Annotated in this window: 22 protein-coding genes; 5 read left to right on the top strand and 17 right to left on the bottom strand. The window is 43.6% G+C overall.

Annotated elements, in window-relative coordinates; all coding sequences use genetic code 11:
• Window positions 1-10: 10 nt before the first annotated feature.
• From pepB to trmJ, 10 genes are all read right to left on the bottom strand, one after another.
• A complete protein-coding gene (gene pepB / locus L4C44_RS18595) occupies window positions 11-1,306 on the bottom strand; it encodes an aminopeptidase PepB (protein WP_061039920.1) in 1,296 nt (431 codons plus the stop codon).
• A gap of 206 nt (window positions 1,307-1,512) precedes the next feature.
• Window positions 1,513-1,713: a Fe-S cluster assembly protein IscX gene (gene iscX / locus L4C44_RS18600; protein WP_004740335.1), complete on the bottom strand. Its 201-nt coding sequence runs from the start codon at window positions 1,711-1,713 to the stop codon at window positions 1,513-1,515.
• A 117-nt stretch (window positions 1,714-1,830) separates the two neighbouring features.
• Entirely contained in the window at window positions 1,831-2,169 is a 339-nt protein-coding gene (gene fdx, locus L4C44_RS18605; protein ID WP_017629863.1) for an ISC system 2Fe-2S type ferredoxin, read from the bottom strand.
• 20 nt (window positions 2,170-2,189) lie between these two features.
• On the bottom strand, window positions 2,190-4,040 hold the full coding sequence (gene hscA / locus L4C44_RS18610; RefSeq protein WP_428805558.1) for a Fe-S protein assembly chaperone HscA: 1,851 nt from the start codon (window positions 4,038-4,040) through the stop codon (window positions 2,190-2,192).
• Between the two features lie 22 nt (window positions 4,041-4,062).
• Window positions 4,063-4,578: a co-chaperone HscB gene (gene hscB, locus L4C44_RS18615; RefSeq protein ID WP_428805559.1), complete on the bottom strand. Its 516-nt coding sequence runs from the start codon at window positions 4,576-4,578 to the stop codon at window positions 4,063-4,065.
• Between the two features lie 84 nt (window positions 4,579-4,662).
• Entirely contained in the window at window positions 4,663-4,986 is a 324-nt protein-coding gene (gene iscA, locus L4C44_RS18620) for an iron-sulfur cluster assembly protein IscA (protein WP_010440519.1), read from the bottom strand.
• A gap of 97 nt (window positions 4,987-5,083) precedes the next feature.
• Window positions 5,084-5,461, bottom strand: coding sequence for a Fe-S cluster assembly scaffold IscU (gene iscU / locus L4C44_RS18625; RefSeq protein ID WP_004735094.1), 378 nt, complete (start codon window positions 5,459-5,461; stop codon window positions 5,084-5,086).
• A gap of 33 nt (window positions 5,462-5,494) precedes the next feature.
• Window positions 5,495-6,709, bottom strand: coding sequence for an IscS subfamily cysteine desulfurase (locus L4C44_RS18630; protein ID WP_017629866.1), 1,215 nt, complete (start codon window positions 6,707-6,709; stop codon window positions 5,495-5,497).
• A gap of 27 nt (window positions 6,710-6,736) precedes the next feature.
• On the bottom strand, window positions 6,737-7,258 hold the full coding sequence (gene iscR / locus L4C44_RS18635; protein ID WP_010440512.1) for a Fe-S cluster assembly transcriptional regulator IscR: 522 nt from the start codon (window positions 7,256-7,258) through the stop codon (window positions 6,737-6,739).
• A 116-nt stretch (window positions 7,259-7,374) separates the two neighbouring features.
• Window positions 7,375-8,103 (bottom strand): tRNA (cytosine(32)/uridine(32)-2'-O)-methyltransferase TrmJ, encoded by a 729-nt coding sequence (gene trmJ, locus L4C44_RS18640; protein ID WP_146489671.1) that lies wholly within the window; start codon window positions 8,101-8,103, stop codon window positions 7,375-7,377.
• A gap of 181 nt (window positions 8,104-8,284) precedes the next feature.
• Between trmJ and suhB the strand changes: the two genes are divergently transcribed.
• Window positions 8,285-9,088: an inositol-1-monophosphatase gene (gene suhB, locus L4C44_RS18645; protein WP_017062836.1), complete on the top strand. Its 804-nt coding sequence runs from the start codon at window positions 8,285-8,287 to the stop codon at window positions 9,086-9,088.
• Window positions 9,089-9,332: 244 nt separating this feature from the next.
• Here suhB and secF read toward each other — a convergent pair whose 3' ends face one another.
• The 5 genes from secF to queA all read right to left on the bottom strand — a co-directional run bounded on the left by secF (window position 9,333) and on the right by queA (window position 14,996).
• A complete protein-coding gene (gene secF / locus L4C44_RS18650; protein WP_327784201.1) occupies window positions 9,333-10,280 on the bottom strand; it encodes a protein translocase subunit SecF in 948 nt (315 codons plus the stop codon).
• A 14-nt stretch (window positions 10,281-10,294) separates the two neighbouring features.
• The gene (secD, locus tag L4C44_RS18655; RefSeq protein WP_428805560.1) at window positions 10,295-12,151 is read right to left on the bottom strand and encodes a protein translocase subunit SecD; all 1,857 of its coding nucleotides are present in this window, start codon (window positions 12,149-12,151) and stop codon (window positions 10,295-10,297) included.
• Between the two features lie 20 nt (window positions 12,152-12,171).
• Entirely contained in the window at window positions 12,172-12,501 is a 330-nt protein-coding gene (gene yajC, locus L4C44_RS18660) for a preprotein translocase subunit YajC (protein ID WP_010440492.1), read from the bottom strand.
• Window positions 12,502-12,612: 111 nt separating this feature from the next.
• A complete protein-coding gene (gene tgt, locus L4C44_RS18665; protein WP_017056177.1) occupies window positions 12,613-13,749 on the bottom strand; it encodes a tRNA guanosine(34) transglycosylase Tgt in 1,137 nt (378 codons plus the stop codon).
• 194 nt (window positions 13,750-13,943) lie between these two features.
• Window positions 13,944-14,996, bottom strand: a complete 1,053-nt coding sequence (gene queA / locus L4C44_RS18670) for a tRNA preQ1(34) S-adenosylmethionine ribosyltransferase-isomerase QueA (protein ID WP_428805561.1) — start codon at window positions 14,994-14,996, stop codon at window positions 13,944-13,946.
• Window positions 14,997-15,330: 334 nt separating this feature from the next.
• Here queA and L4C44_RS18675 point away from each other — a divergent pair, with 334 nt between their 5' ends.
• Entirely contained in the window at window positions 15,331-15,777 is a 447-nt protein-coding gene (locus L4C44_RS18675) for a CBS domain-containing protein (RefSeq protein ID WP_017070674.1), read from the top strand.
• Between the two features lie 64 nt (window positions 15,778-15,841).
• Here the strand turns inward: L4C44_RS18675 and L4C44_RS18680 are convergent, their stop codons facing one another.
• Both L4C44_RS18680 and L4C44_RS18685 read right to left on the bottom strand, forming a co-directional pair.
• The gene (locus L4C44_RS18680) at window positions 15,842-18,820 is read right to left on the bottom strand and encodes a hypothetical protein (protein WP_428805562.1); all 2,979 of its coding nucleotides are present in this window, start codon (window positions 18,818-18,820) and stop codon (window positions 15,842-15,844) included.
• A 350-nt stretch (window positions 18,821-19,170) separates the two neighbouring features.
• Window positions 19,171-20,076 (bottom strand): hydrogen peroxide-inducible genes activator, encoded by a 906-nt coding sequence (locus L4C44_RS18685; RefSeq protein ID WP_146489667.1) that lies wholly within the window; start codon window positions 20,074-20,076, stop codon window positions 19,171-19,173.
• Between the two features lie 210 nt (window positions 20,077-20,286).
• Here L4C44_RS18685 and L4C44_RS18690 point away from each other — a divergent pair, with 210 nt between their 5' ends.
• The 3 genes from L4C44_RS18690 (at window position 20,287) to L4C44_RS18700 (ending at window position 22,986) form a co-directional block, all read left to right on the top strand.
• Window positions 20,287-20,895, top strand: a complete 609-nt coding sequence (locus L4C44_RS18690; protein ID WP_004740353.1) for a peroxiredoxin C — start codon at window positions 20,287-20,289, stop codon at window positions 20,893-20,895.
• A 315-nt stretch (window positions 20,896-21,210) separates the two neighbouring features.
• Window positions 21,211-21,963, top strand: coding sequence for a copper homeostasis protein CutC (locus L4C44_RS18695; RefSeq protein WP_428805569.1), 753 nt, complete (start codon window positions 21,211-21,213; stop codon window positions 21,961-21,963).
• A 93-nt stretch (window positions 21,964-22,056) separates the two neighbouring features.
• Window positions 22,057-22,986 carry a LysR family transcriptional regulator gene (locus L4C44_RS18700; protein ID WP_428805563.1) on the top strand — a complete coding sequence of 310 codons (930 nt, stop codon included), beginning with the start codon at window positions 22,057-22,059 and terminating at the stop codon, window positions 22,984-22,986.
• Window positions 22,987-23,008: the final 22 nt, after the last annotated feature.

The following is a 23,008-nucleotide window of genomic DNA, read 5'->3' on the forward strand; positions in this document are numbered from 1 at the left end:
ACTCTTATTATTATTTTGCTTGGTCAACAAGAAGACGAGCTAGTGTACGAACGCCCATACCGGTTGCGCCTGCAGCCCATTTGTCACTTGCTGATTTACGGTAAGTACCTGCGCAATCCATGTGAATCCAACCTTTTTTGTAGTCATCTACAAAGTAAGAAAGGAACGCAGCCGCTGTACTTGCACCCGGCGTGTAATCGCCCGTGCTGATGTTTGAAAGATCAGCAAAGTTTGAAGGCAACATGCCACGGTGGAAATCAGCAAGAGGCAGTGGCCATAGGCCTTCTTTCTCTTGGTTTGCCGCCGTTAGCGCTTGGTGAGACAGCTCATCGTCGAAGCTTAATAGTGCGTGGTAGTCGTTACCTAATGCATTTTTAGCGGCGCCTGTTAGCGTTGCACAGTCGATAATCAACTCAGGATTTTGTGCACTTGCGTACATCAGACCATCAGCAAGTACCAAGCGACCTTCCGCATCGGTATTCATGATCTCAACTGTCTTACCATTTTTGTAAGTAATGATGTCGCCAAGCTTCAATGCGCGACCAGAGATCATGTTCTCTGCGCAACATAGAATAAGCTTGATACGCTTATTCAGGCCACGTTCAATCGCTAGACCTAAACCACCCGTAATCGTTGCTGCGCCGCCCATGTCAGCCTTCATCGCTGTCATGAATTGACCTGGTTTAATGCTGTAGCCGCCCGAATCGAACGTAATACCTTTACCCACTAAGCAAGCAAATACAGGTGCGTTTTCATCGCCTGTTGGGTTGAAGTCCAGTTGCAGCATTGCTGATGTACGCTCAGAGCCACGGCCTACCGCGTAGATGCCTTCCCAACCTTCAGTTAGGAGATCTTTGTCTTTAACGATTTTTGCTTTTACTGTGCCCGCTGGCGCCACTGATTTGATGTATTCAGCTGCCATCGTCGCTAATTGACGAGGCGCCACTTCTTCAGCGGTTTTGTTGATAATGTCACGCGTCCAGTCAGTTGCACGAATACGAGCTTCAAGCTCAGTTTGATCAGCTTCTGAAAGAGCATCCCATTCCAATGCATTCTTTTTCTTTGGTCCACGGTAGCCTTGGTAGAAAGCCCAAACGCTTTCTAGATCCCAACCTTCACCACGAAGTGAAACGAATGCGATACCTTGTCCGTCAAGCGTACGACCAGCACGTTGAACTGCGCCTAGATCGTGGCCTTCACCAATGTGAATGGTCGCTCCTGCTTCTGAGAACGATAAAATAGCTCTTGCTCCCCACTGAGGCTGGGCAGCTTCTTGACTTAAAAATACTGACATCTGTGTAGACATGATTTCTCCTTGTCATGAACCACTTTGAGTGTGTGATTCTGATTATTTTTTATTAGCGCACTGATGTTAGCATTATGTAGGAGGAAAATGTCATTTTGATAAAAAAACGGACCATAAGGTCCGCTTTTTTTGGTAAGAATTGTTAACTTGGCTGCGTTTTATATTTGACTGATACCAACCCGCGACCAAGTAATTAGACAAGAGGATTAATCCATCTCATCCATCCAACATAAAATAATAGCCTCTAAGATTTTCTCATTCGAGTGGTTAGGCTCGTCATCGAACTCTTCAAGGTCTAATACCCATTGGTGTAGATCGGTAAAACGTACCGTTTTAGGATCAGTATCAGGGTACAAATCACATAGCTCAATTGCGATATCTCGCGAATCAATCCACTTCAAGCTCATAACACTTCCTTATATTTATTAGCGACGCTTGGTCACCTTTATGATCTATATTTTAGGCCAGTTTTGTTAAACCGTAATATCAGTCATGGCGAAACCACCATGACCATAGAGAAGTTCTTAGTGATCTTCAGACGCTAGGTTCAATGTGTACTTTGGAATCTCTACTACAAGATCTTCATTAGCCACTTTTGCTTGGCAACCAAGGCGAGATTCCATCTCTAAGCCCCATGCTTTATCTAGCATGTCATCTTCTAGATCATCACTCTCTTCTAAAGAATCAAAACCTTCACGAATCACAACGTGACATGTCGTACATGCACACGATTTTTCACATGCGTGTTCAATACCAATACCGGCCTTCAGTGCAACATCAAGAACCGTCTCACCAGTTTTTGCTTCTAAAACAGCGCCTTCTGGACATAGATCTTCGTGAGGTAAAACAATAATCTTTGGCATGTTTATCTATTCTCTAACTATTAAATATTATCGACTGACTGACCTGACAGTGCAGCACGAATTGATTTATCCATACGACGAGAAGCAAAGTCTTGACTCGCTTTGTCGGTATTCTTAATTTCTAGTTCAATGGCATCGGCATTATCGCCATTACGCGCTTCAATCAGTGCTTCAATCGCTTGAACCAGTTGTTGTTTACCTTGCTCATCCAGCAGCTCATCGCCATCAGCTTGCATTGCAGCAATTAGGCCTTCAATAACGCGATCCGCTTCTACGCGTTGCTCAGCAAGAGCACGCGCTTGCATGTCTTCTTTTGCAAACGTCATCGAGTCTTTCAGCATGCTCGCTACTTCGTTATCACTTAGGCCATAAGAAGGCTTAACTTGGATTTCAGCTTGAACACCCGTGCTCTTCTCCATAGCGGTGACCGATAGTAGACCATCTGCATCTACTTGGTAAGTCACACGAATATGCGCCGCACCAGCAGTCATCGGCGGGATGCCTTTTAGAGCAAATCGAGCCAGTGAACGACAGTCATCAACCATCTCACGTTCACCTTGAACGGTGTGCACTGTCATTGCAGTTTGACCGTCTTTGAACGTGGTAAATTCTTGTGCGCGAGCAACTGGGATTGTGGTGTTACGAGGGATGATCTTTTCGACCAAGCCGCCCATGGTTTCGATGCCAAGAGACAGGGGGATAACGTCCAGTAGCAGCATTTCAGAATCAGGCTTATTACCGACTAAGATATCCGCTTGAATCGATGCACCAATCGCAACCACTTCATCAGGGTTAATGCTGGTTAATGGCATACGACCAAAGAAGTCACCCACCATTTCACGTACAAGCAATGTGCGAGTAGAACCGCCGACCATCACGACTTCTAGTACTTCATCCGCGTCAACTTCCGCATCTTTCAGTGCACGACGGCATGAAAGCAGTGTTTTCTTAACTAGAGGTTTAATGATCGCTTCGAACTCATCACGAGTTAATGAACCAGACCAACCTAGTACGTCAACCTCAACGCTTTCCGTTTCAGATAAGCCAATCTTCGCTTCTGTTGCGGCATCGAGAAGAATACGATTCTGTTCTGCAGTTAGCTCTGATAAGCCCATTTGCTCTTGGAAATGATCCGCAACTAAATGGTCAAAGTCATCGCCGCCTAATGCAGAGTCGCCGCCTGTTGCTAAAACTTCAAAGACACCTTTAGAAAGGCGTAGGATAGAGATATCAAACGTACCACCACCTAAGTCATAAACAGCAATTACTCCTTCTTTACCTGAATCCAAGCCGTAAGCAATCGCAGCTGCAGTGGGTTCATTAAGAAGACGTAACACGTGAAGACCAGCAAGTTGCGCCGCGTCTTTCGTACCAGCACGCTGTGCATCATCAAAGTAAGCAGGAACGGTAATAACAGCACCAGATAACTCGCCACCAAGTGTTGATTCAGCACGTTGACCTAGCGCTCGCAGAATGTCTGCTGATACTTGAATTGGGTTCTTGTTGCCTTGTTCTGTGCGAATCACAGGCAGACCATTATCACTTTCTTCAAACTGATATGGCAGAGACGGGTATCGCTGTTGGATATCTGACAATGAACGACCGATTAATCGCTTCACCGAGATAATGGTATTTTTAGGATCAGTCTGTGCATTTGCACGAGCTTCATCACCAGTCGTGTACGACTCTGACGTATAGTGAACAACGGAAGGCAGAATACTGCGACCTTGTTGATCAACCAGTGTGCTCGCCTCACCACTGCGCACTGCCGCAACCAATGAGTTTGTTGTACCTAAATCAATACCCACAGCAAGCTTGTGCTGGTGAGGAGCGGCGCTTTGCCCTGGTTCTGCAATCTGAAGTAGTGCCATGGATGTGTCCTTGTTATACGAACTAGCCGATCAAACGATCTTCAACTAATTCGATTTCATTCTTTAATTTTGCAATAAACTTAAGCTTTCTTACTCGGTCTGCAGCTTCTAACCAAGCTTCGCTGTCGAGTTCTTGTTGGATAGCGCTTAATTGTTGTTTATACATTTTGCTAACCTTTCCTTCAAATGCAAACAAAGCATCTTCAGGTTCAGAACTGTCGGCGATCTCTTCAAGCTCTTCACGCAATTCCATTTGCTCCATCAGGAACATAGGATCTTGCAGGGTCTGCTGCTCGCCGCGAATATCCTCACCATGTTGCACTAACAGGTACTCAGCTCGGCTGATTGGATGTTTCAATACCTGATACGCATCATTGATTTGCGCAGCTTTTTGCACGGCTAGCAAGCGATCACGCTCAGAAGCAGTGGCAAATTTATCAGGGTGGAATTGGCGTTGCAGATCTCTAAACTGAGAAGAAAGAAGGCTACCATCCAGTTGAAACTGAAGTGGTAGCCCAAATAATTCGAAATGATTCATGTAACGGTGGTCCTAAGTTTAGGCTCTTCAATCAGAGCCTAATTTTATTCTTCGCTCACTATAAACGCTTAACGATTGAAGCGTTTATACGTTGAAGCTCTCACCACAACCACATTCGCCTTTCGCGTTCGGGTTGTTGAATTCAAAACCTTCGTTTAGGCCTTCTTTTACGTAATCAAGCTCAGTACCGTCGAGGTAAACTAGGCTCTTTGGATCAATGATGACCTTAACACCTGAATGCTCGAACACTTCGTCTTCTTCGTTAAGCTCGTCAACGAATTCCAGTACATACGCCATACCCGAACAGCCAGTAGTTTTTACCGCTAAGCGCAACCCGATACCTTTACCTCGGTTATCTAGGAAAGCTTGAACTCGGCTTGCTGCCGTATCTGTCATGGTGATGGCCATACTACAACCTTGTGTTTTATATAAATTGAGAACTCAGGGGGAGCACAAAGGGTGCTCCCAAATATTACTTTTTGAAGTGATTACCTTGTAGAAGCGATTAGTGCTTCTTTTTGTAATCCGCAACTGCTGCTTTGATTGCATCTTCAGCAAGAATTGAACAGTGAACTTTCACTGGTGGCAACTCTAGTTCTTCTGCAATTTCAGAGTTTTTGATAGCCGCTGCTTCATCAATGCTTTTACCTTTAACCCACTCAGTTACTAGTGAGCTAGAAGCGATTGCGCTACCGCAACCGTAAGTCTTGAATTTTGCGTCTTCAATAATACCTTCTGCAGATACTTTGATTTGCAGTTTCATTACGTCACCACAAGCTGGTGCGCCAACCATGCCGCTACCTACACTTGGGTCTTCTTTATCAAACGAACCTACGTTACGTGGGTTTTCGTAGTGATCAATTACTTTTTCGCTATATGCCATGATAGTTACCTCGAATCCTCTATTTCCGTGAGATTAGTGATGAGCCCACTCAACAGTGTTCAAATCAATCCCTTCTTTATACATATCCCATAGAGGAGACATGTCGCGTAATTTGTTTACCGCTACACGGATTTGTGCAATCGCGTAGTCGATTTCTTCTTCCGTTGTGAAACGGCCGAATGAGAAACGTACTGAGCTGTGTGCCAGTTCATCGTTCAGACCAAGAGCACGAAGAACGTATGAAGGCTCTAGGCTTGCTGATGTACATGCAGAACCTGATGATACTGCTAGGTCTTTTAGAGACATAAGCAGAGATTCACCTTCAACGAAAGCAAAGCTCACGTTTAGGTTGTGTGGTACACGTTGGTCTAAGTCACCGTTTACCGTTACCGCTTCTAGATCTTGAACACCTTTCAATAGGCGCTCACGAAGTGCTAGTGCGTGATCGTAATCTTTCTGCATGTCTTGCTTAGCAACAGCACAAGCTTCGCCCATACCCACGATTTGATGAGTAGCAAGCGTACCTGAACGGAAACCACGCTCATGACCGCCGCCGTGCATTTGTGCTTCAAGACGAATACGTGGCTTACGACGAACGTAAAGTGCACCGATACCTTTAGGGCCATACATTTTGTGAGCTGAAAGTGAGATTAGGTCAACTTTCATCTCTTGTACGTCTAGTGGGATTTTACCCGCAGACTGAGCCGCATCAACGTGGAAGATGATCTTGCGTGAACGACATAGTTCGCCGATTGCAGAGATATCTTGGATTACACCAATCTCGTTGTTAACGTGCATGATAGAAACTAGAACAGTGTCTTCACGCATTGCAGCTTGTAGCTTGTCTAGATCGATGATGCCGTTTGCTTCTGGCTCAAGGTAAGTTACCTCAAAACCTTCACGCTCTAGTTGGCGACATGGATCAAGAACCGCTTTGTGTTCTGTTTTGCACGTAATTACGTGCTTACCTTTCTTCTCGTAGAAGTGCGCTGCACCTTTAATAGCAAGGTTATCTGACTCTGTAGCACCAGAAGTGAAAACAATTTCACGTGGGTCTGCATTTAGTAGGTCAGCAATTTGCTCACGAGCATTATCTACTGCTTCTTCTGCCTGCCAGCCGTAACGGTGTGAACGAGATGCAGGGTTACCGAAGTTACCGTCCATCGTCATGCACTGAACCATTTTCTCAGCAACTCGTGGATCGACTGGGCATGTAGCTGAATAGTCAAAGTAAATAGGCAGTTTCATTTTCTACTCCAATGTAAAAACTGACCGCTAAGAGCGGGCATTAACACCGTGAGGTGCTGCACTAATCGTTGTAGTGCTCGTATTTTTATGTGCAAAACCATTATTAACCGCAAGATCGATATCTTGGCGATCAGAAATTTCTAAAACTTCGTTATCTTTCATTAGCTCACCGAGCGTAATGTCGTTTAAGAAGCTGCTGATTCGGGAGCTTAAATCACGCCATAGAGTGTGAGTTAAACAACGACTACCACCTTGGCAATCTGCTCGACCGTGACACTTAGTCGCATCCACTGATTCGTCTACTGCTGCAATCACAGTTCCAACAGCGATGTCGCTCGCTTCAGCACCTAAACGGTAACCACCACCAGGGCCGCGAACACTAGCAACTAAGCCAGCTTTACGTAACTTAGAAAATAGTTGCTCTAAGTAAGATAACGAGATGCCTTGTCGCTCTGAAATGTCAGCCAGAGGAACTGGGCTTTTTTGCGAATGCAGTGCTACATCTAGCATAGCTGTTACCGCATATCTTCCTTTAGATGTAAGTTTCATATCACACCGTATCCACATTGTTTATGTGGTTGGAATCTTCCCATACCCGACTAAATTGGTCAAGTATTTAGTTGACTATTTTAGTCAGGTATTCACCCTTAACTGTTGTATGGGCTTTATTTGTCGTTTTTGCTCTTCTCAATCGAAGTCAAAATACCGCGAAGCGTGTTGATTTCTTGCAGTTCTGGACGAGCACGACTAAATAGGCGACGTAGCTTATTCATCACCTGACCTGGCTTATCCTTAGAGATAAATTGGGTATCAATGATCACTTTTTCAAGGTGCTCGTAGAACATTTCTAGTTCTTCGTGACGAGGGTACTCATCTTGTTGCTGTGGCTGATATTGGCTAGCGACCATATCAAGGTGAGCTACACGCACTTCATAGCTCAGAGTCTGCACTGCCATTGCTAGGTTTAGCGAGCTGTATTCAGGGTTAGCTGGGATACATACATGGAAGTGGCACTTCTGAAGTTCATCATTAGTTAAGCCAGTACGTTCACGGCCAAATACTAATGCTACTGGGTGCTTCTGACCTTCAACCGCAAACTTTTCACCACACTCACGAGGCTCAAGCATTGGCCATTCAAGCGTACGAGAGCGAGCACTTGAACCCACAACCAAGCCACAGTCTTTTACTGCTTCTTCAAGAGTAGAAACAATCATCGCGTTTTCTGCGATGTCACCTGCACCAGCAGCCAGTGCTAAGGTCTGCTCGTCAACTTCACATTGAGGGTCTACAAGAACTAATTGACTCAAACCCATCACTTTCATTGCGCGAGCTGCTGATCCGATATTTCCCGAATGAGACGTACCAACCAGAACGACTTTTACATTGTCTAACATGCTATATGACACCACTTTAAAAATAATCGCGAGATATTAACACATAGCAAAGTAAAATGGTCAGACCCTTCGCGGAATGTGAAACCAAGAGTTCAAAAAATAACCACTTCCCTTTTGGTAAAACTTTGGTATACTCGCCGCCGCTTTAAATTGTTCTTTAACATCTTGTGGGAAAAACCATATGCATCCAATGCTAAACATTGCGATACGCGCTGCGCGTAAAGCTGGCAACCATATTGCTAAATCTCTAGAAACAACTGATAAGATCGAATCGTCTCTAAAAGGTAACAACGATTACGTTACTAACATTGCTCAAGAAGCTGAGTACATGATTATTGAGACAATCAAAGCATCTTACCCAGAGCACAGCATTATTTCTGAAGAGAAAGGCCTGACTGAAGGTAAAGACTCTGACGTACAATGGATCGTTGACCCACTAGATGGCACCAACAACTTTGTAAAAGGTTTCCCTCACTTCTCTGTATCTATCGCTGTTCGTATGAACGGTCGTACAGAAGTTGCTTGTGTTTATGACCCAATGCTAAACGAGCTATTCACAGCTCAACGTGGCGCTGGCGCTCAACTTAACAACGCTCGTATGCGTGTTACTCAACTAAAAGACCTTCAAGGTACTGTTCTAGCGACTGGTTTCCCATTCAAGCAAAAACAACACTCTGAATCTTTCATGAAGATCATCTCTGGTCTATTCATTGACTGTGCTGATTTCCGTCGTACAGGTTCTCCTGCTCTTGACCTATGTTACCTAGCAGCTGGCCGTGTTGATGGTTACCTAGAACTTGGCCTTAAGCCATGGGATCTAGCAGCTGGCGACCTAATCGCTCGTGAAGCTGGTGCTATCATGACTGACTTTGCTGGCGGTACTGATTACATGACTTCTGGTAATGTTGTTGCTTCAAGCGCACGTGGTGTTAAGTCTATTCTTAAGCACGTTCGTGAGAACGCTAACGAAGGTATGCTGAAGTAATTCAGACCTTACGTTAAAGCTCTCTTATAGCAGAGCGTAGAAATTCTAAAGCCTCGCGATTGCGAGGCTTTTTTGTATCTGCGATTCCAAGATGCGAGATACGATCCGAATGTCTCTTAGTGAAATGAAGTACAACTCACTTCAACGTTAAATTGCATTGAGCTTCCCCGTAGAATACAGACGTAAAAAAACCGCTAGTTACCTAGCGGTTTTTCTGGTTTAGCGAAACTTGTTAAGCCAAGGCCTAAGGCATTTCGTCAAACTCTTCACCTTCTTTTTCTACTTGTGGTGGCATTAGATGTTCACGCGTAATACCCAACTTCATTGCTAGTGCAGATGCAACGTAGATAGAAGAGTAAGTACCAACAGTAATACCGAGTAGAAGTGCAGTTGCGAATCCGTGAATCATAGCGCCGCCCTGAACGAACAGTGCGATAACTACGAATAACGTTGTACCAGAAGTGATCAATGTACGGCTCAATGTTTGTGTGATTGAGCTGTTTAGTACTTCAGGTGCTTCGCCTTTACGCATCTTACGGAAGTTCTCACGAATACGGTCAAATACAACGATGGTATCATTGAGGGAATAACCAACTACCGTTAGCAATGCCGCGACAATGGTTAAGTCCACTTCGATTTGCATCATCGAGAACACACCCAGTGTGATGATAACATCGTGCGCCAATGCTAATACCGCACCCGCCGCCAAACGCCATTCGAATCGCACTGACACGTAGATCAAGATACAGATAAGAGAAACTAGGATAGCAAGGCCACCCGCTTCTGTTAATTCGTCACCCACGTTAGGACCAACGAACTCGATACGACGCATTTCAACTTGCTCACCAGTACCATTCTCAATAGCAGAAAGGATTTGGTTACCAAGCGTTTCGCCCGCTACGCCATCACGTGGACGTAAACGAACCATTACATCACGAGCTGAACCGAAGTTCTGTACCGTTGCATCACCAAAGCCTTCTGCTTCTAGTGCACTACGGATATCAGGAAGATGTGCCGGCTGTTCAAAACCAACTTCAATCAGAGTACCGCCAGTAAAATCTAGCCCCCAGTTCAACGATTTCGTTGTTAGGGTGAAGATAGCAGTACCAATCATCAAGATAGAAAAAACAAAGGCAACCTTTGACCAACGCATAAAGTCGATCATTTTGTCTGCTTTTAGAATCTGAAACATATTAATTCCTAGCCTTAGATCGACAGTTTTTTAACGCGTTTACCGCCATACATCAGGTTCACGATACAACGTGTTCCGACAATAGCTGTAAACATTGAAGTCAAGATACCGATAGACAGCGTTACCGCGAAGCCTTTGATAGCACCAGTACCCACAGCAAATAGAATGATTGCTGTTAGTAGTGTGGTGATGTTGGCATCGGCGATAGTGCTGAATGCGTTCGCGTAACCTTGGTGAATCGCTTGTTGTGGACTGCGTCCATCTCGAAGTTCTTCACGTATACGCTCAAAGATCAGTACGTTGGCATCAACTGCCATACCGACCGTTAATACGATACCGGCAATACCTGGCAGGGTCATGGTAGCCCCCGGAATCATCGACATAACACCGATAATCAACACCAAGTTAGCCATTAGCGCAACGTTCGCAATCAAACCGAAAGTACGGTAGTAAAGCAGAGTAAACAACATTACTGCAGCCATACCCCAAACCATCGCCATGATACCCATATCGATGTTTTGTTGCCCCATAGATGGACCAATCGTACGTTCTTCTACAATCGAGATAGGCGCAATCAATGCACCAGCACGTAGTAGAAGTGCCAAGTTATGAGCTTCAGCCGTTGAGTCGATACCAGTAATACGGAAGTTACGACCAAGTGCAGATTGAATCGTCGCTTGGTTAATTACTTCTTCGTGCTTACTTAAGATAACTCGACCTTCCGGTGTTTTACGACCGCTGTCCTTGTACTCTGCAAATACCGTTGCCATTAGCTTACCGATATTCTGACGAGAGAATGCAGACATCTTGCTACCACCTTCGCTGTCTAGCGAGATGTTAACTTGAGGACGACCATATTCATCAACACTTGAGCTTGCATCCGTAATACTCGAACCGCCTAGAATAACGCGTTTCTTAAGTACCACAGGGCGACCATCACGATCTTGCTTGATTTCGCTACCCGCAGGAGCACGACCAGAAGCGGCAGCGGCTAAGTCAGCACTGCTATCCACTTCACGGAACTCAAGTGTCGCAGTCGCACCAAGGATTTCTTTAGCGCGAGCCGTGTCTTGAACACCAGGCAATTCCACTACGATACGGCTAGAACCTTGACGTTGAACCAAAGGCTCAGCAACACCAAGTTCGTTCACACGGTTACGTAGAATGGTAATGTTTTGCTCTACCGCGTAGTTGCGGATTTCTTGAAGACGAGTCTCTGTGAAGCTAGCAACCAAAGAAAAACGACCGTTAGATTCAGAATCTACAAACGTCATGTCTTGGTGCTTAGATTGCAGTAGCGATTTCGCTTCAGCAAGCTGCTCTGCGTTACGTAGAATCACTTCAACCGCATCTTTACCAGACGGGCGAATTGCACGGTAACGGATTTTTTCTTCACGAAGTTCGCTACGGAACGCTTCTTCTTGTTGGCCGACCAGCTTTTGCATCGCAGCGTCCATATCCACTTCCATCAAGAAGTGAACACCACCACGTAGGTCAAGACCAAGCTTCATTGGTGCAGCACCAATAGATTCAAGCCAATCAGGAGTTGAAGCCGCTAAGTTTAAAGCAACGATTACATCTTCATCTAATGCTTCAGTGATGACATCACGAGCACTAATTTGAGAGTCTGTATCGTTAAAGCGAACAAGAATGGAACCGTTTTCGAGAGCAACGGATTTAGTAGAAAGGTTTTCTGCTTCAAGAGCATTGGTGACAGCATCCAGCGTAGACATATCTACAGAGGCGCCGCGCGCCCCTGTAACTTGAACTGCCGGATCTTCACCGTATATATTTGGAAGAGCGTACAACGCAGCGATAGCGATGGCAAACACCACCATCAAATACTTCCATAACGGGTAACGGTTTAGCACAGCGAGGATCCTCTAGCTGTTTATAGAGATTTCAGAGTACCTTTTGGTAGCACTGCTGTAACGAAGTCTTTCTTGATAACTACTTCGTTGTTTGCATTCAGTTCGATAGCAACGTAGTCGCTGTCTTCAGCAATCTTAGTGATCTTGCCGATTAGGCCGCCGCTTGTAAGAACTTCATCGCCTTTGCCCATAGAAGACATAAGGTTCTTGTGTTCTTTAACACGCTTAGCTTGTGGACGGTAGATCATGAAGTAGAAGATCACAGCGAACATACCTAGCATGATAAGCATTTCGAAACCGCCGCCTGCTGGTGCACCTTCTGCTGCTGCGTGAGCTTGAGAAATAAACATTTAAAACATCCTCTATTTATATTTTCGTAATTGTTTGTCTAATTGGGTCGCATCCCTTTATTTTCAAGCCCCATCACTCGGAAGAGAGATAGGGCTCGCAAAAAAGAAATACTAAGATTCTTTACCTAGTGGTGGCACTTCACGCCCCATTCTTGCGTAGAACTCTGCAACGAACTCTTCAAAGCGATCTTCATCGATAGACTGACGAATGTCTGACATTACTCGTTGATAGAAACGCAGGTTATGAATCGTGTTCAGTCGAGCACCTAGGATTTCGTTACAACGATCCAAATGGTGTAAGTACGACTTGCTGTAGTTCTTACAAGTGTAACAGTCACACTCTGAATCTAGTGGTGTTGTATCGGTTTTATGCTTCGCATTACGGATCTTGATCACACCTTCAGTCACAAACAGGTGGCCGTTACGTGCATTTCGCGTTGGCATTACACAGTCAAACATGTCGATACCACGACGAACACCTTCAACTAGGTCTTCTGGTTTGCCTACACCCATTAGGTAACGTGGCTTATCTTCAGGCAGTTGAGGACATGTGTGCTCAAGAATGCGGTGCATATCTTCTTTTGGCTCGCCTACTGCTAGGCCGCCAACTGCATAACCGTCAAAACCAATTTCAGTTAGACCTTTAACAGATACATCACGAAGGTCTTCATACACACCACCTTGAACGATGCCGAATAGTGAGTTCGGATTTTCAAGCTTGTCGAAGTGGTTGCGTGAACGCTCAGCCCAACGAAGAGACATCTCCATTGAGTCTTTTGCTTCTTTGTGTGTCGCTGGGTACGGCGTACACTCATCGAAGATCATTACGATGTCTGAACCTAGGTCTTTTTGGATTTCCATAGACTTCTCAGCGTCCATGAAGATCTTGTCACCGTTTACAGGGTTACGGAAGTGAACACCCTCTTCAGTGATCTTACGCATTGCACCTAGGCTGAACACTTGGAAGCCGCCTGAATCAGTCAGGATAGGACCGTGCCAGTTCATGAAATCGTGCAAGTCGCCGTGCATTTTCATGATTTCTTGACCAGGACGTAGCCATAAATGGAATGTGTTACCTAATAGAATTTCAGCGCCTGTGTCTTTCACTTCTTCAGGTGTCATACCTTTTACAGTACCGTAAGTACCTACAGGCATGAATGCTGGGGTTTCAACGGTACCGCGTTCAAACTGAAGTTGACCACGACGTGCGCCGCTATTAGTTTTTTTAAGTTCGTATTTTAATTTCACGAAGCCTCCAATATGCCAGAGAAACAATCTGACTGTTAATTCAGAACCTTAAGCCAAACAAAAGTTCAGTTTAGTGGGTTCTATGAGGAGCGGTCGCGTATTCCTTGCGAGAGATTAGACAGACACCCTGCCCGACTCCTAGCTTACTGCTAGCACCCGTAAATTCTGTTTATATCGTTTATAACCAGCTTAAATTAGCTCGTTTTCTTATTGATGAACATGGCATCGCCGTAGCTGAAGAAACGATATTCGCTCTTCACCGCGTGATCGTATGCGCCCATCACATGGTCGTAGCCAGCAAATGCACTTACCAACATAATCAGCGTTGATTCTGGCAAGTGGAAATTGGTAATCAAGCAATCCACCAACTGGTACTCATAACCAGGGAAGATGAAGATTTCAGTGTCACCGAAGAATGGAACTAACTCTGTGCCTTTCTTCAATGCATCTTGCGCTGCACTCTCTAGTGAGCGAACCGATGTTGTACCAACGGCAATAATGCGTCCACCACGCGCTTTTGCAGCCGCTACGGCATCAACCACTTCTTGCGGTACTTCAACGTACTCAGCATGCATGTGGTGGTCATTGATGTTGTCTACTTTAACGGGCTGGAATGTGCCAGCGCCAACGTGAAGCGTCACGTAAGCAAACTCGACACCTTTCTCTTTCATACCAGCCATTAGCTTGTCATCAAAGTGAAGACCTGCTGTTGGCGCTGCAACCGCACCCGGCTTTTCATTATAGACAGTTTGGTAGCGCTCTTTATCTGCATCTTCATCAGGACGATCGATGTAAGGAGGCAGTGGCATGTGACCAACACTGTTAAGAATCTCTAAAACGCTTTGATCAGATGTGAAATGGATTTCAAATAACGCATCGTGACGCGCCACCATTTCAGCTTCATACTCATCGTTCTCACCAAGGAACAACTTGGTGCCCGGCTTCGGTGATTTAGAACAACGAACATGCGCAAGAATGCTTTTCTCATCAAGCATACGTTCAACCAACACTTCAAGCTTACCGCCGGATGCCTTGCGACCAAATACACGAGCAGGAATTACTCGAGTGTTATTGAAAACGACAAGATCGCCTGGCTCAACTAAGTCTAAAACGTCTTTAAACGAACCATCAGCTAGGTTACCGCTATTGCCATCTAATTTAAGCAGGCGGCTTGCTGTACGCTCCTCTTGAGGGTAGCGAGCAATGAGTTCATCTGGTAGGTCAAAGTGAAAATCTGAAACTTGCATGTGTCTAGTCTTGTCTTAGTTGATGAGATTTGTGCCATTAACGAACTATAAATCGTAGTTGCTGGACAATGGTTACGGTAAGTCAATCGTTACCGGAAACATATCGCAAACACGACTAAAAATTTCGCAGTGGGCTAGTATAGGCACACGAGCCGCAATAGCAAGGTTTACAGCAATGGATTATTGTAAAGAGGCGTAAAATAATGCTACTGATTCACCTCCTTAAACTAAAAAATTAGTTGCATAAAACTCACTCAAAAATGCGTCAGATCTCAGTTATTTTTGGGATAAAAAACTATAGTAATAGTAACAAATAAAAAAGAAGGAGGTTCGTATGATCAAGGTTGAAGATATGATGACTCGCAACCCTCATACTCTATTGCGCTCACACTCACTGGCCGATGCTAAGCACATGATGGAAGCACTTGATATCCGCCATATTCCGGTCGTTGATTCCGACAGAAAGCTGCTTGGTGTGGTGACTCAGCGAGATGTTCTCGCAGCTCAAGAATCCAGCCTACAAAATATCCCACAAGCTCAATCTTTTACTCTTGCCACCCCCCTCAACGACATCATGCACAAAAGTGTTATGTCGGTAGAACCTCGTGCAGGATTGAAAGAATCGGCTATCTATATGCAGAAACACAAAGTGGGCTGTTTACCTGTCGTAGAAAACCATGAACTAGTGGGGATTATTACAGACAGCGACTTCGTCACAATCGCGATTAATTTGCTAGAGCTACAAGAAGAAGTCGAGCCAGAAGAAGCGGAAGTAGAGTAACGCTCGGAAGCTATAGAAAGAGCCTCATAAAACTATGAGGCTCAAAGTTAAGTTATTTATGTTGTTATAAAGGACCAGATTCGCCGCTACAAATTGAGGCACGTCGAGCCTTCAGGTTGTGCTGCACTATCATTCGGATATCATCAATCGCTTCAGTTTCAACAATGTCACCATATTCGTCACCTAACTGAAGAGACAACCTCCACCCTGAAGCTGCTACACTTCTCTCTTTAAATGAATAAGTTGGGTTAAGGAGCTCTTTATTATCATGATAGCCAGTCATGATATTAGCGCTCATATGCTGTTTAAAACTGCTTTTAGATACAACACCGTTATTGGAAATATCTGAAAAACGTGTTGAATAGGGAATCAAATCTTCTTTAAGCCCTTCGCCATCATCAGTTAACATTCCTGGAATACGGCTACGCATGTAGTTATTACCACCATAAGTAAGAAGTGCGCGAGTTGCAGATTCACCCGATATGTCATAATTGATTGCAAGGTTAATCGAAATCCCGTCAATTTTATCGGAGTAATTCCCAGCAACTTCTAAACACATCACATCATCTTCGTTGCCAAGTATCGGGCCATGAAAAAGGTTCGTTTTAGGAAAGTGTTTCACGGTACTGAACTCTACAGTTAACCATTTATCAAAGCCAAAGTTACGAGAAAGCAGCTTTAACTTTGCGTTAAACGCTTCATCTGCAGTCAACATATCTCCGCTACCATCAGGAGCAGGGTAGTAAATGGTTTTCCCACCATTATTATCGATGTAACCAAAAACATGTTCCTTTAGGGAAATAACATCCGTCACTTTCTGGCCGAATGGCGTATACCTCTTATCGTCAAAACGCTTTAATGCATCTAAGTAAGCGGTTGATCGCTGTGTATCTTGGAGCTTAAACACAAAGTTTTTATCAAAACCCTCAAGGCGATCATAAAACGACTCCTGCCATTTATACTCAAGTGCTTGTACAGCATAAAAAAGCCATTCTTTAAGGTTAGAGAACTCTGATTCAGCTCGAGATGTTTCAACGGTCAACGCACTGAAATTCAGCGGATTAGCATAAGAGCGTTCAGATTTAAGATGTTCATTTTGTTCTATTTGAGCAACCAAACGCTGAGCTTCTGCACTAAAGGCTACCAATCTATCGGCATCATCAACTAAATTAGAAAGCGACTTAGCCATATCAGCTTTAGCAGTTTCTAGCTCTAACGTTAGTTCCTTAATCCGACCTTCTGTAAAGACATCTAATTGTTCTGCTCGTAAGCCTTTGATTCTTGAACGCTCGAGCAAAGCCAACTTCTGAATATATAATTCAGCTTCAAGAGAGCTTCCCTTCAAAGCGCCTTGTAAGCTTTCAATAGCAGAAAATGTCGATGACAAGTCGGTGGAACCGATATCGTTCAAAAAGCGGCCTAAGATATCAAGAGAGCGCTTAACGTCTTCGGAAGACAGCACTAAATTCATATCCAAAGTCGACTTTCGGCTTTCATCAATTAAGCTTTTGAAAGGAATATCATTAAGACCCAACTTAACCGTAATCTCATCGATCGCATTGTTAACATCCTTATCTTGCTCAATACGTTCAATTTCTTTCGATATGTTTTTCAATACCTCACTATGAAGTCTATAGGCTCGTTCAACTTCGGTCTTTGTAGCTTGAACGCTTTTCAACTGGTAGCCGATTAAGCTTCCTTGACGTTGACTCTCGGTCTGTTCTTTACAAGGTCTAACATCCGAGTCGACCGAACATCCGAGTAAAGTAAACAATCTTGCCTTTAATCGGTCATTTTCTTGAGCGAAGTTTCGTGCAAATGAATCCAATTGATAGTGGTAATCAACACGCTCTTTTTGAGCTTTATTCAATGAATACTCTAATGAGTGTGACATCCCACCTAACACTTTTTCCAAAGACTCGAATGAGCTGTTCCCAATATTATCTTGCGAGTTGTAATCTGGCATCAACAAAACAAAATCATCAGGCAGCCCTAAATAGTTAGCTCCACCTTCGAGCCAATTGGCTACAGATTTCAAATCAACAATGTTGCCTTTAAATTTATCAAGCTCAGAGGACAACATTATATGGATATAGGAATCAGCGCCTAACAAACGACGTAGCTGCTTCTCTTGTAAAGAAACTCGCTCAAGCAGTGAGCTTGCTTCATATGCAAGCTTAGATTTTTGCTCTGCAGAGCTCGCCGATACTGCCTTTAATTTACTGAGTTGTACTTGCTGAGACAATAACTCATTCATTAATTGATAAGCTAATAAAGCATCTTTATAACCTGTAATTAAAAGGTCTTCTTGATATACCGGTAATGACTGTCCTTTGTCATTTAGATATCGAGCACTTTTTACATCACGAAATGGCTGCGCATTAGCAAATGTTTGAGGGTGGTTTTCGATCAACTTCCAATAGCCATCAAAAGCATTTAATAGAATATCGAAAGATTGTTGACGGTATTTTTCTACAGTTGAGGTACTCGCTTGCTCAATCCACTGTATTCTAGCTTGGTCAGTAGAACGATTAGCCAAAATAAAATCGGCTGTAGCGCGATCATAATAAATATCAAAAAGTACCGCTTCTAAATCTTCCATGTCGGAAGTTTCGACAACGAGGTTTTCAATAGCTTCAACTGCATCGTCAGCTTGACGTTTTTCTGCAATACCCCATAAAGAATCGAAGGGTACTCCTTCTCTAACTGCAGATAGTGCAACGATAATCTCGCCACTTTTTGGATCGAGAGTAAACATACGTTCCAAATAACGAAAAGCTGTTAAGTCCTTATTTTCAATACTTTGGGCATACTGAGGATACAATTTCGATAAAGTTTCTTCGATGACTGCATGCTGATTAGAAAATTGAGGTAGGTTTGACCAACAAGGTTCACCTTCAATAAATTCCTGATAACAATTTCGCTCTAAATTTACCTCATCGAACAAATCGTTCCCGTTTTTATCACCTGAAGCATTAGCCATTCCTGACAATAAAAAGAAGGGTGCAACAAGCCCTACCAAACGTTGTTTAGTATCATTCATAATTATTCTTTTGATTTTATTTTTGACTAATTAGTAAATAACATCATCGTCATTTACTTTACCTAACTAACAATAAAAGTTATTTATTATTAGTTAGGCTTACTATCCATACAGAGAATGCAACATCAACTTTTATAAAACACAATTATCATTAACTTAATTAGGCTCACATTTCCTAGCAAGTAGAATGACAAAAAGGATAATAAAATCGAAGATTAATTAGATAATTAAAAAGTCGCCCCCGAAATATACAATTAGAAATGATGTTTTGTTCAATTATTCGTAAAAATAAAAGAGCGGCTTACATAGCCGCTCAAAGGTAGATTTTTATCTATTCGTACACTGAGATTTTAAAGCAACTCAGAAACCACATCTGCTAATTGATGGAAGGTTTCACGACGTGACGAGCTTGGACGCCAAACAAGGCCTATATCTCGATACGCTTGCTGACCTGGGGGATCAATCACCACTAGGTTTTGATTTTCCAACAAGCCGTGATCAATCGCCATTTGCGGAATAAAGGTGGTTCCTAAACCATTAGCTACCATTTGCACTAATGTATGAAGACTCGTCGCTGTAAACGGGTTTATCTTCTCTTTATCTGTTAGCTTACAGGCTGATACTGCGTGCTCGGTTAAACAGTGTTCATTTTCCAATAAGAATACAGACTCGTCTGGTAGGTCATCATATTTAATCGGGACACGAATACCATCGGCTTGAGTTCGACTGATCACCATTCTAAATGGATCTTGCCCGACAACTTTGCTTTCCATGTTGTCGATATCGACGGGCAAGGCCAAAATCAGTACATCTAACTCACCATGACGTAGTGCAGCCAACAGATTGGTTGTCGTGTCTTCACGTAACAGTAAATTCAACTGTGGAAAGCGTTGGTTCGCTTCTTGTACCAAATCGCACAAAAGGAACGGTGCAATGGTAGGAATACACCCTACTCGCAGCTGCCCTTGCATCGCATCTCCGTTACATAGGTTACCGAGTTCGACAAGATCTTGCCCTTTCGCCAATAGCTCTCGTCCATGCTTGACCACCAGCTCACCCGCTTGCGTGAAGACCAATGGACTCTTTTTATCTTTCTTCTCATAAAGAGGGCAACCGATAAGCTCTTCTAGGTTTTGAATACCTTTACTTAGAGTAGACTGGCTAACGAAACAGCGATCAGCTGCGTCGCTAAAGTGGCGTGTTTCGTGAAGAGTAACAAGATAGTGAAGTTGCTTAAGACTTGGCCATTTATTCATGAAATTACTTTGTAATATGAGTAGGATAAGTTACACGAAGGTCATAAGACCTGAGAAAAGGACAAAGAATAAGCTTATCGCTTTTTTCGATTAACTTAATCTATTTAATTCGCTTTTTTCTATAGTACCGATTGTACTATAGTTTGTCGCGTAGAAACGGAGCCCAAACAAAGATGTGTTGGGCCAACTAATTTTTTAGGAGATTCCAAAATGGTACTAGTAGGTCGTCAAGCCCCTGACTTTACTGCAGCAGCTGTTCTAGGTAACGGTGAGATCGTTGATAACTTCAACTTCGCAGAATTCACTAAAGGTAAGAAAGCTGTAGTTTTCTTCTACCCACTAGACTTCACTTTCGTTTGTCCTTCAGAGCTAATCGCTTTCGACAACCGTCTTGAAGATTTCCAAGCTAAAGGCGTTGAAGTAATCGGTGTTTCTATCGATTCTCAATTCTCTCACAACGCATGGCGTAACACTGCTATCGCTGACGGCGGTATCGGTCAAGTTAAATACCCACTAGTTGCTGACGTTAAGCACGAGATCTGCAAAGCATACGATGTTGAGCACCCAGAAGCAGGCGTTGCTTTCCGTGGTTCTTTCCTAATCGATGCTGACGGTCTTGTACGTCACCAAGTAGTTAACGACCTTCCACTGGGTCGTAACATCGACGAAATGCTACGCATGGTAGACGCACTAAACTTCCACGAGAAGAACGGTGAAGTTTGTCCTGCACAATGGGAAGAAGGTAAATCAGGTATGGACGCATCTCCAAAAGGTGTTGCAGCATTCCTATCTGAGCACGCTGACGACCTAAGCAAGTAATTACCTCTTAAGCCCGAACTCAACGCGGGTTAATGGTTGGAAGACTCTCTATAAAGAGAAATAAAGCATAAGCTAATAGCGCAAAGCGCACCGCCAATCAGTTAAGAAGTAAAGTCTTATTCAAAGCCCGAAGTTCACGCTTCGGGCTTTTTGCATCTATTGCTTCAATAATGATTTATTCCTCGCTCATATCCACTATGAATAGAGGTAACCGCAAAGCCAAACTTTACCTCTATTTTCCTCTATCTCTACCTATTCAGAATCATCCCAAGATTGCTATGATTTCATCAGTATCTTTTTAAACGGATAAACATGATGAACATCGAAATTGAAGTCTGTATCGATAACTTAGAATCTCTACACAACGCGCTGTCTGGCGGCGCAAATCGCATTGAACTTTGCTCCTCACTAGCACTTGGCGGGTTAACTCCTAGCTTCGGTATGATGAAACAAGCGGCAAGAGTTTCGTCCGTTCCTGTCTACGCTATGATACGACCAAGACAGGGCGACTTCATTTTCGATGATGACGATATGCTCTGTATGCTTGAAGATATTGAAGCTTGTGCGAGTGCAGGATTGAATGGGGTCGTACTTGGCGTGTTAGCGCCGAATGGAAGTATTGATATGCCAAAAATGCAGCAACTGGCTGACAAAGCGCACTCATTAAAGCTTGGGATTACGTTTCACAGAGCCATTGATCAAAGCTCTGATTACCAAACAACCTTAGAACAGGTCATCGCACTTGGATGTGAAAGGGTCCTGACATCAGGGCTTGCTGTTAATGCTGAGCAAGGCATCAATATCTTGGCAGAGATGGTTAAACAGGCCGATAGTCGAGTCGACATCATGGCAGGGGCTGGCGTCAACGCAACGAATGCGAAAATGATTCACAGCACCACCCAAGTACCTGCACTTCACCTTTCAGGTAAATCGACAAGACCGAGCCTAATGGAAAGCAACTCAAGTGCTCAAATGGGCAGTAATGATATTGATGATTATCAGATCCCCGTGACTGATGCGAATAAGATATCCGATGTAAGAGCTGCCCTTACCGCTTTAGGACAATAGTCGCTACCAAAAATCGAAAAGAACCACGCTGACTAATCTAACTGACTGACGTATATTAGATTTAATAACGCAGTAAACCTTTCATGGACAGATATGGCTAAAGACTTATTCAGCTCTCTCGATTTAAACTTGTTACGTACCTTTCTGATTGTTTATCAAGAAAAAAACACCAGAAAGGCGGCAGAACGTTTATTCGTTTCTCAGCCAGCAGTTAGCCAAGCCCTACAGAAGCTAAGATACCACTTCAATGATGACCTTTTCGTTAAAGTTCATGGAGGTTTGCAGCCTACCGCTTTCTCAGAACAGCTCACTAATCAAATCAAACCGTTCATGGACGGTCTATCTATCGCGATTAATGCATCGAACGCTTTTGACCCGAAAGAGATTGACTACACGTTGAAAATAGCCCTATCTCCAGTGGTACTTTCTTGTCTGTCCGGCTCACTTTTTAAAGATATAAGAGCACAAGCACCAAACGCTAAACTAAAGCTTGTTCCATGGTCAAACTCGTCTGTCTCAGATATACAAAAAGATGAGGTTTTGATGGGAGTAAGCTATTTAGGAGAAAAGACAAGTAAAGAAGTCTATACAAGGCAGCTCATTGAATTAACAGGACGTATATTTGTTAGGCAAGATCACCCTTTAAAGCAAGATACCATAACTCCATATGATATGGCAGGGTACGATATCGCTTCATTAGTCACACCAGGTTGGAATGACAATTTTAGCTTAGCGTCTCAGATTCTAACCGACCTTTCCATCGAGCATAGTATAGGTTTCCGCAGCGAATTGGTCATGGCTCTAATCGATGTCATTCAACATACTGATATGTACATGCCCCATTCCAACCTATTCCCAGTAGAGAATTATCCGAACCTACGTGGAATTGACGTTTTAGTTGAGGGACATGTACATACAAAGCCAATCTATAGCTATATACACATTAAAAATCGAAACTCGCCTTTGACAAATTGGCTTTCAAAACTCATTAAACAAGTTTTATCAGAACAGCTTCAAAAGTAAGCTCAGTTACAAGGTATATATT

Origin of the sequence: Vibrio satsumensis (assembly GCF_050337435.1) — a bacterium.
GTDB lineage: Bacteria > Pseudomonadota > Gammaproteobacteria > Enterobacterales > Vibrionaceae > Vibrio > Vibrio satsumensis.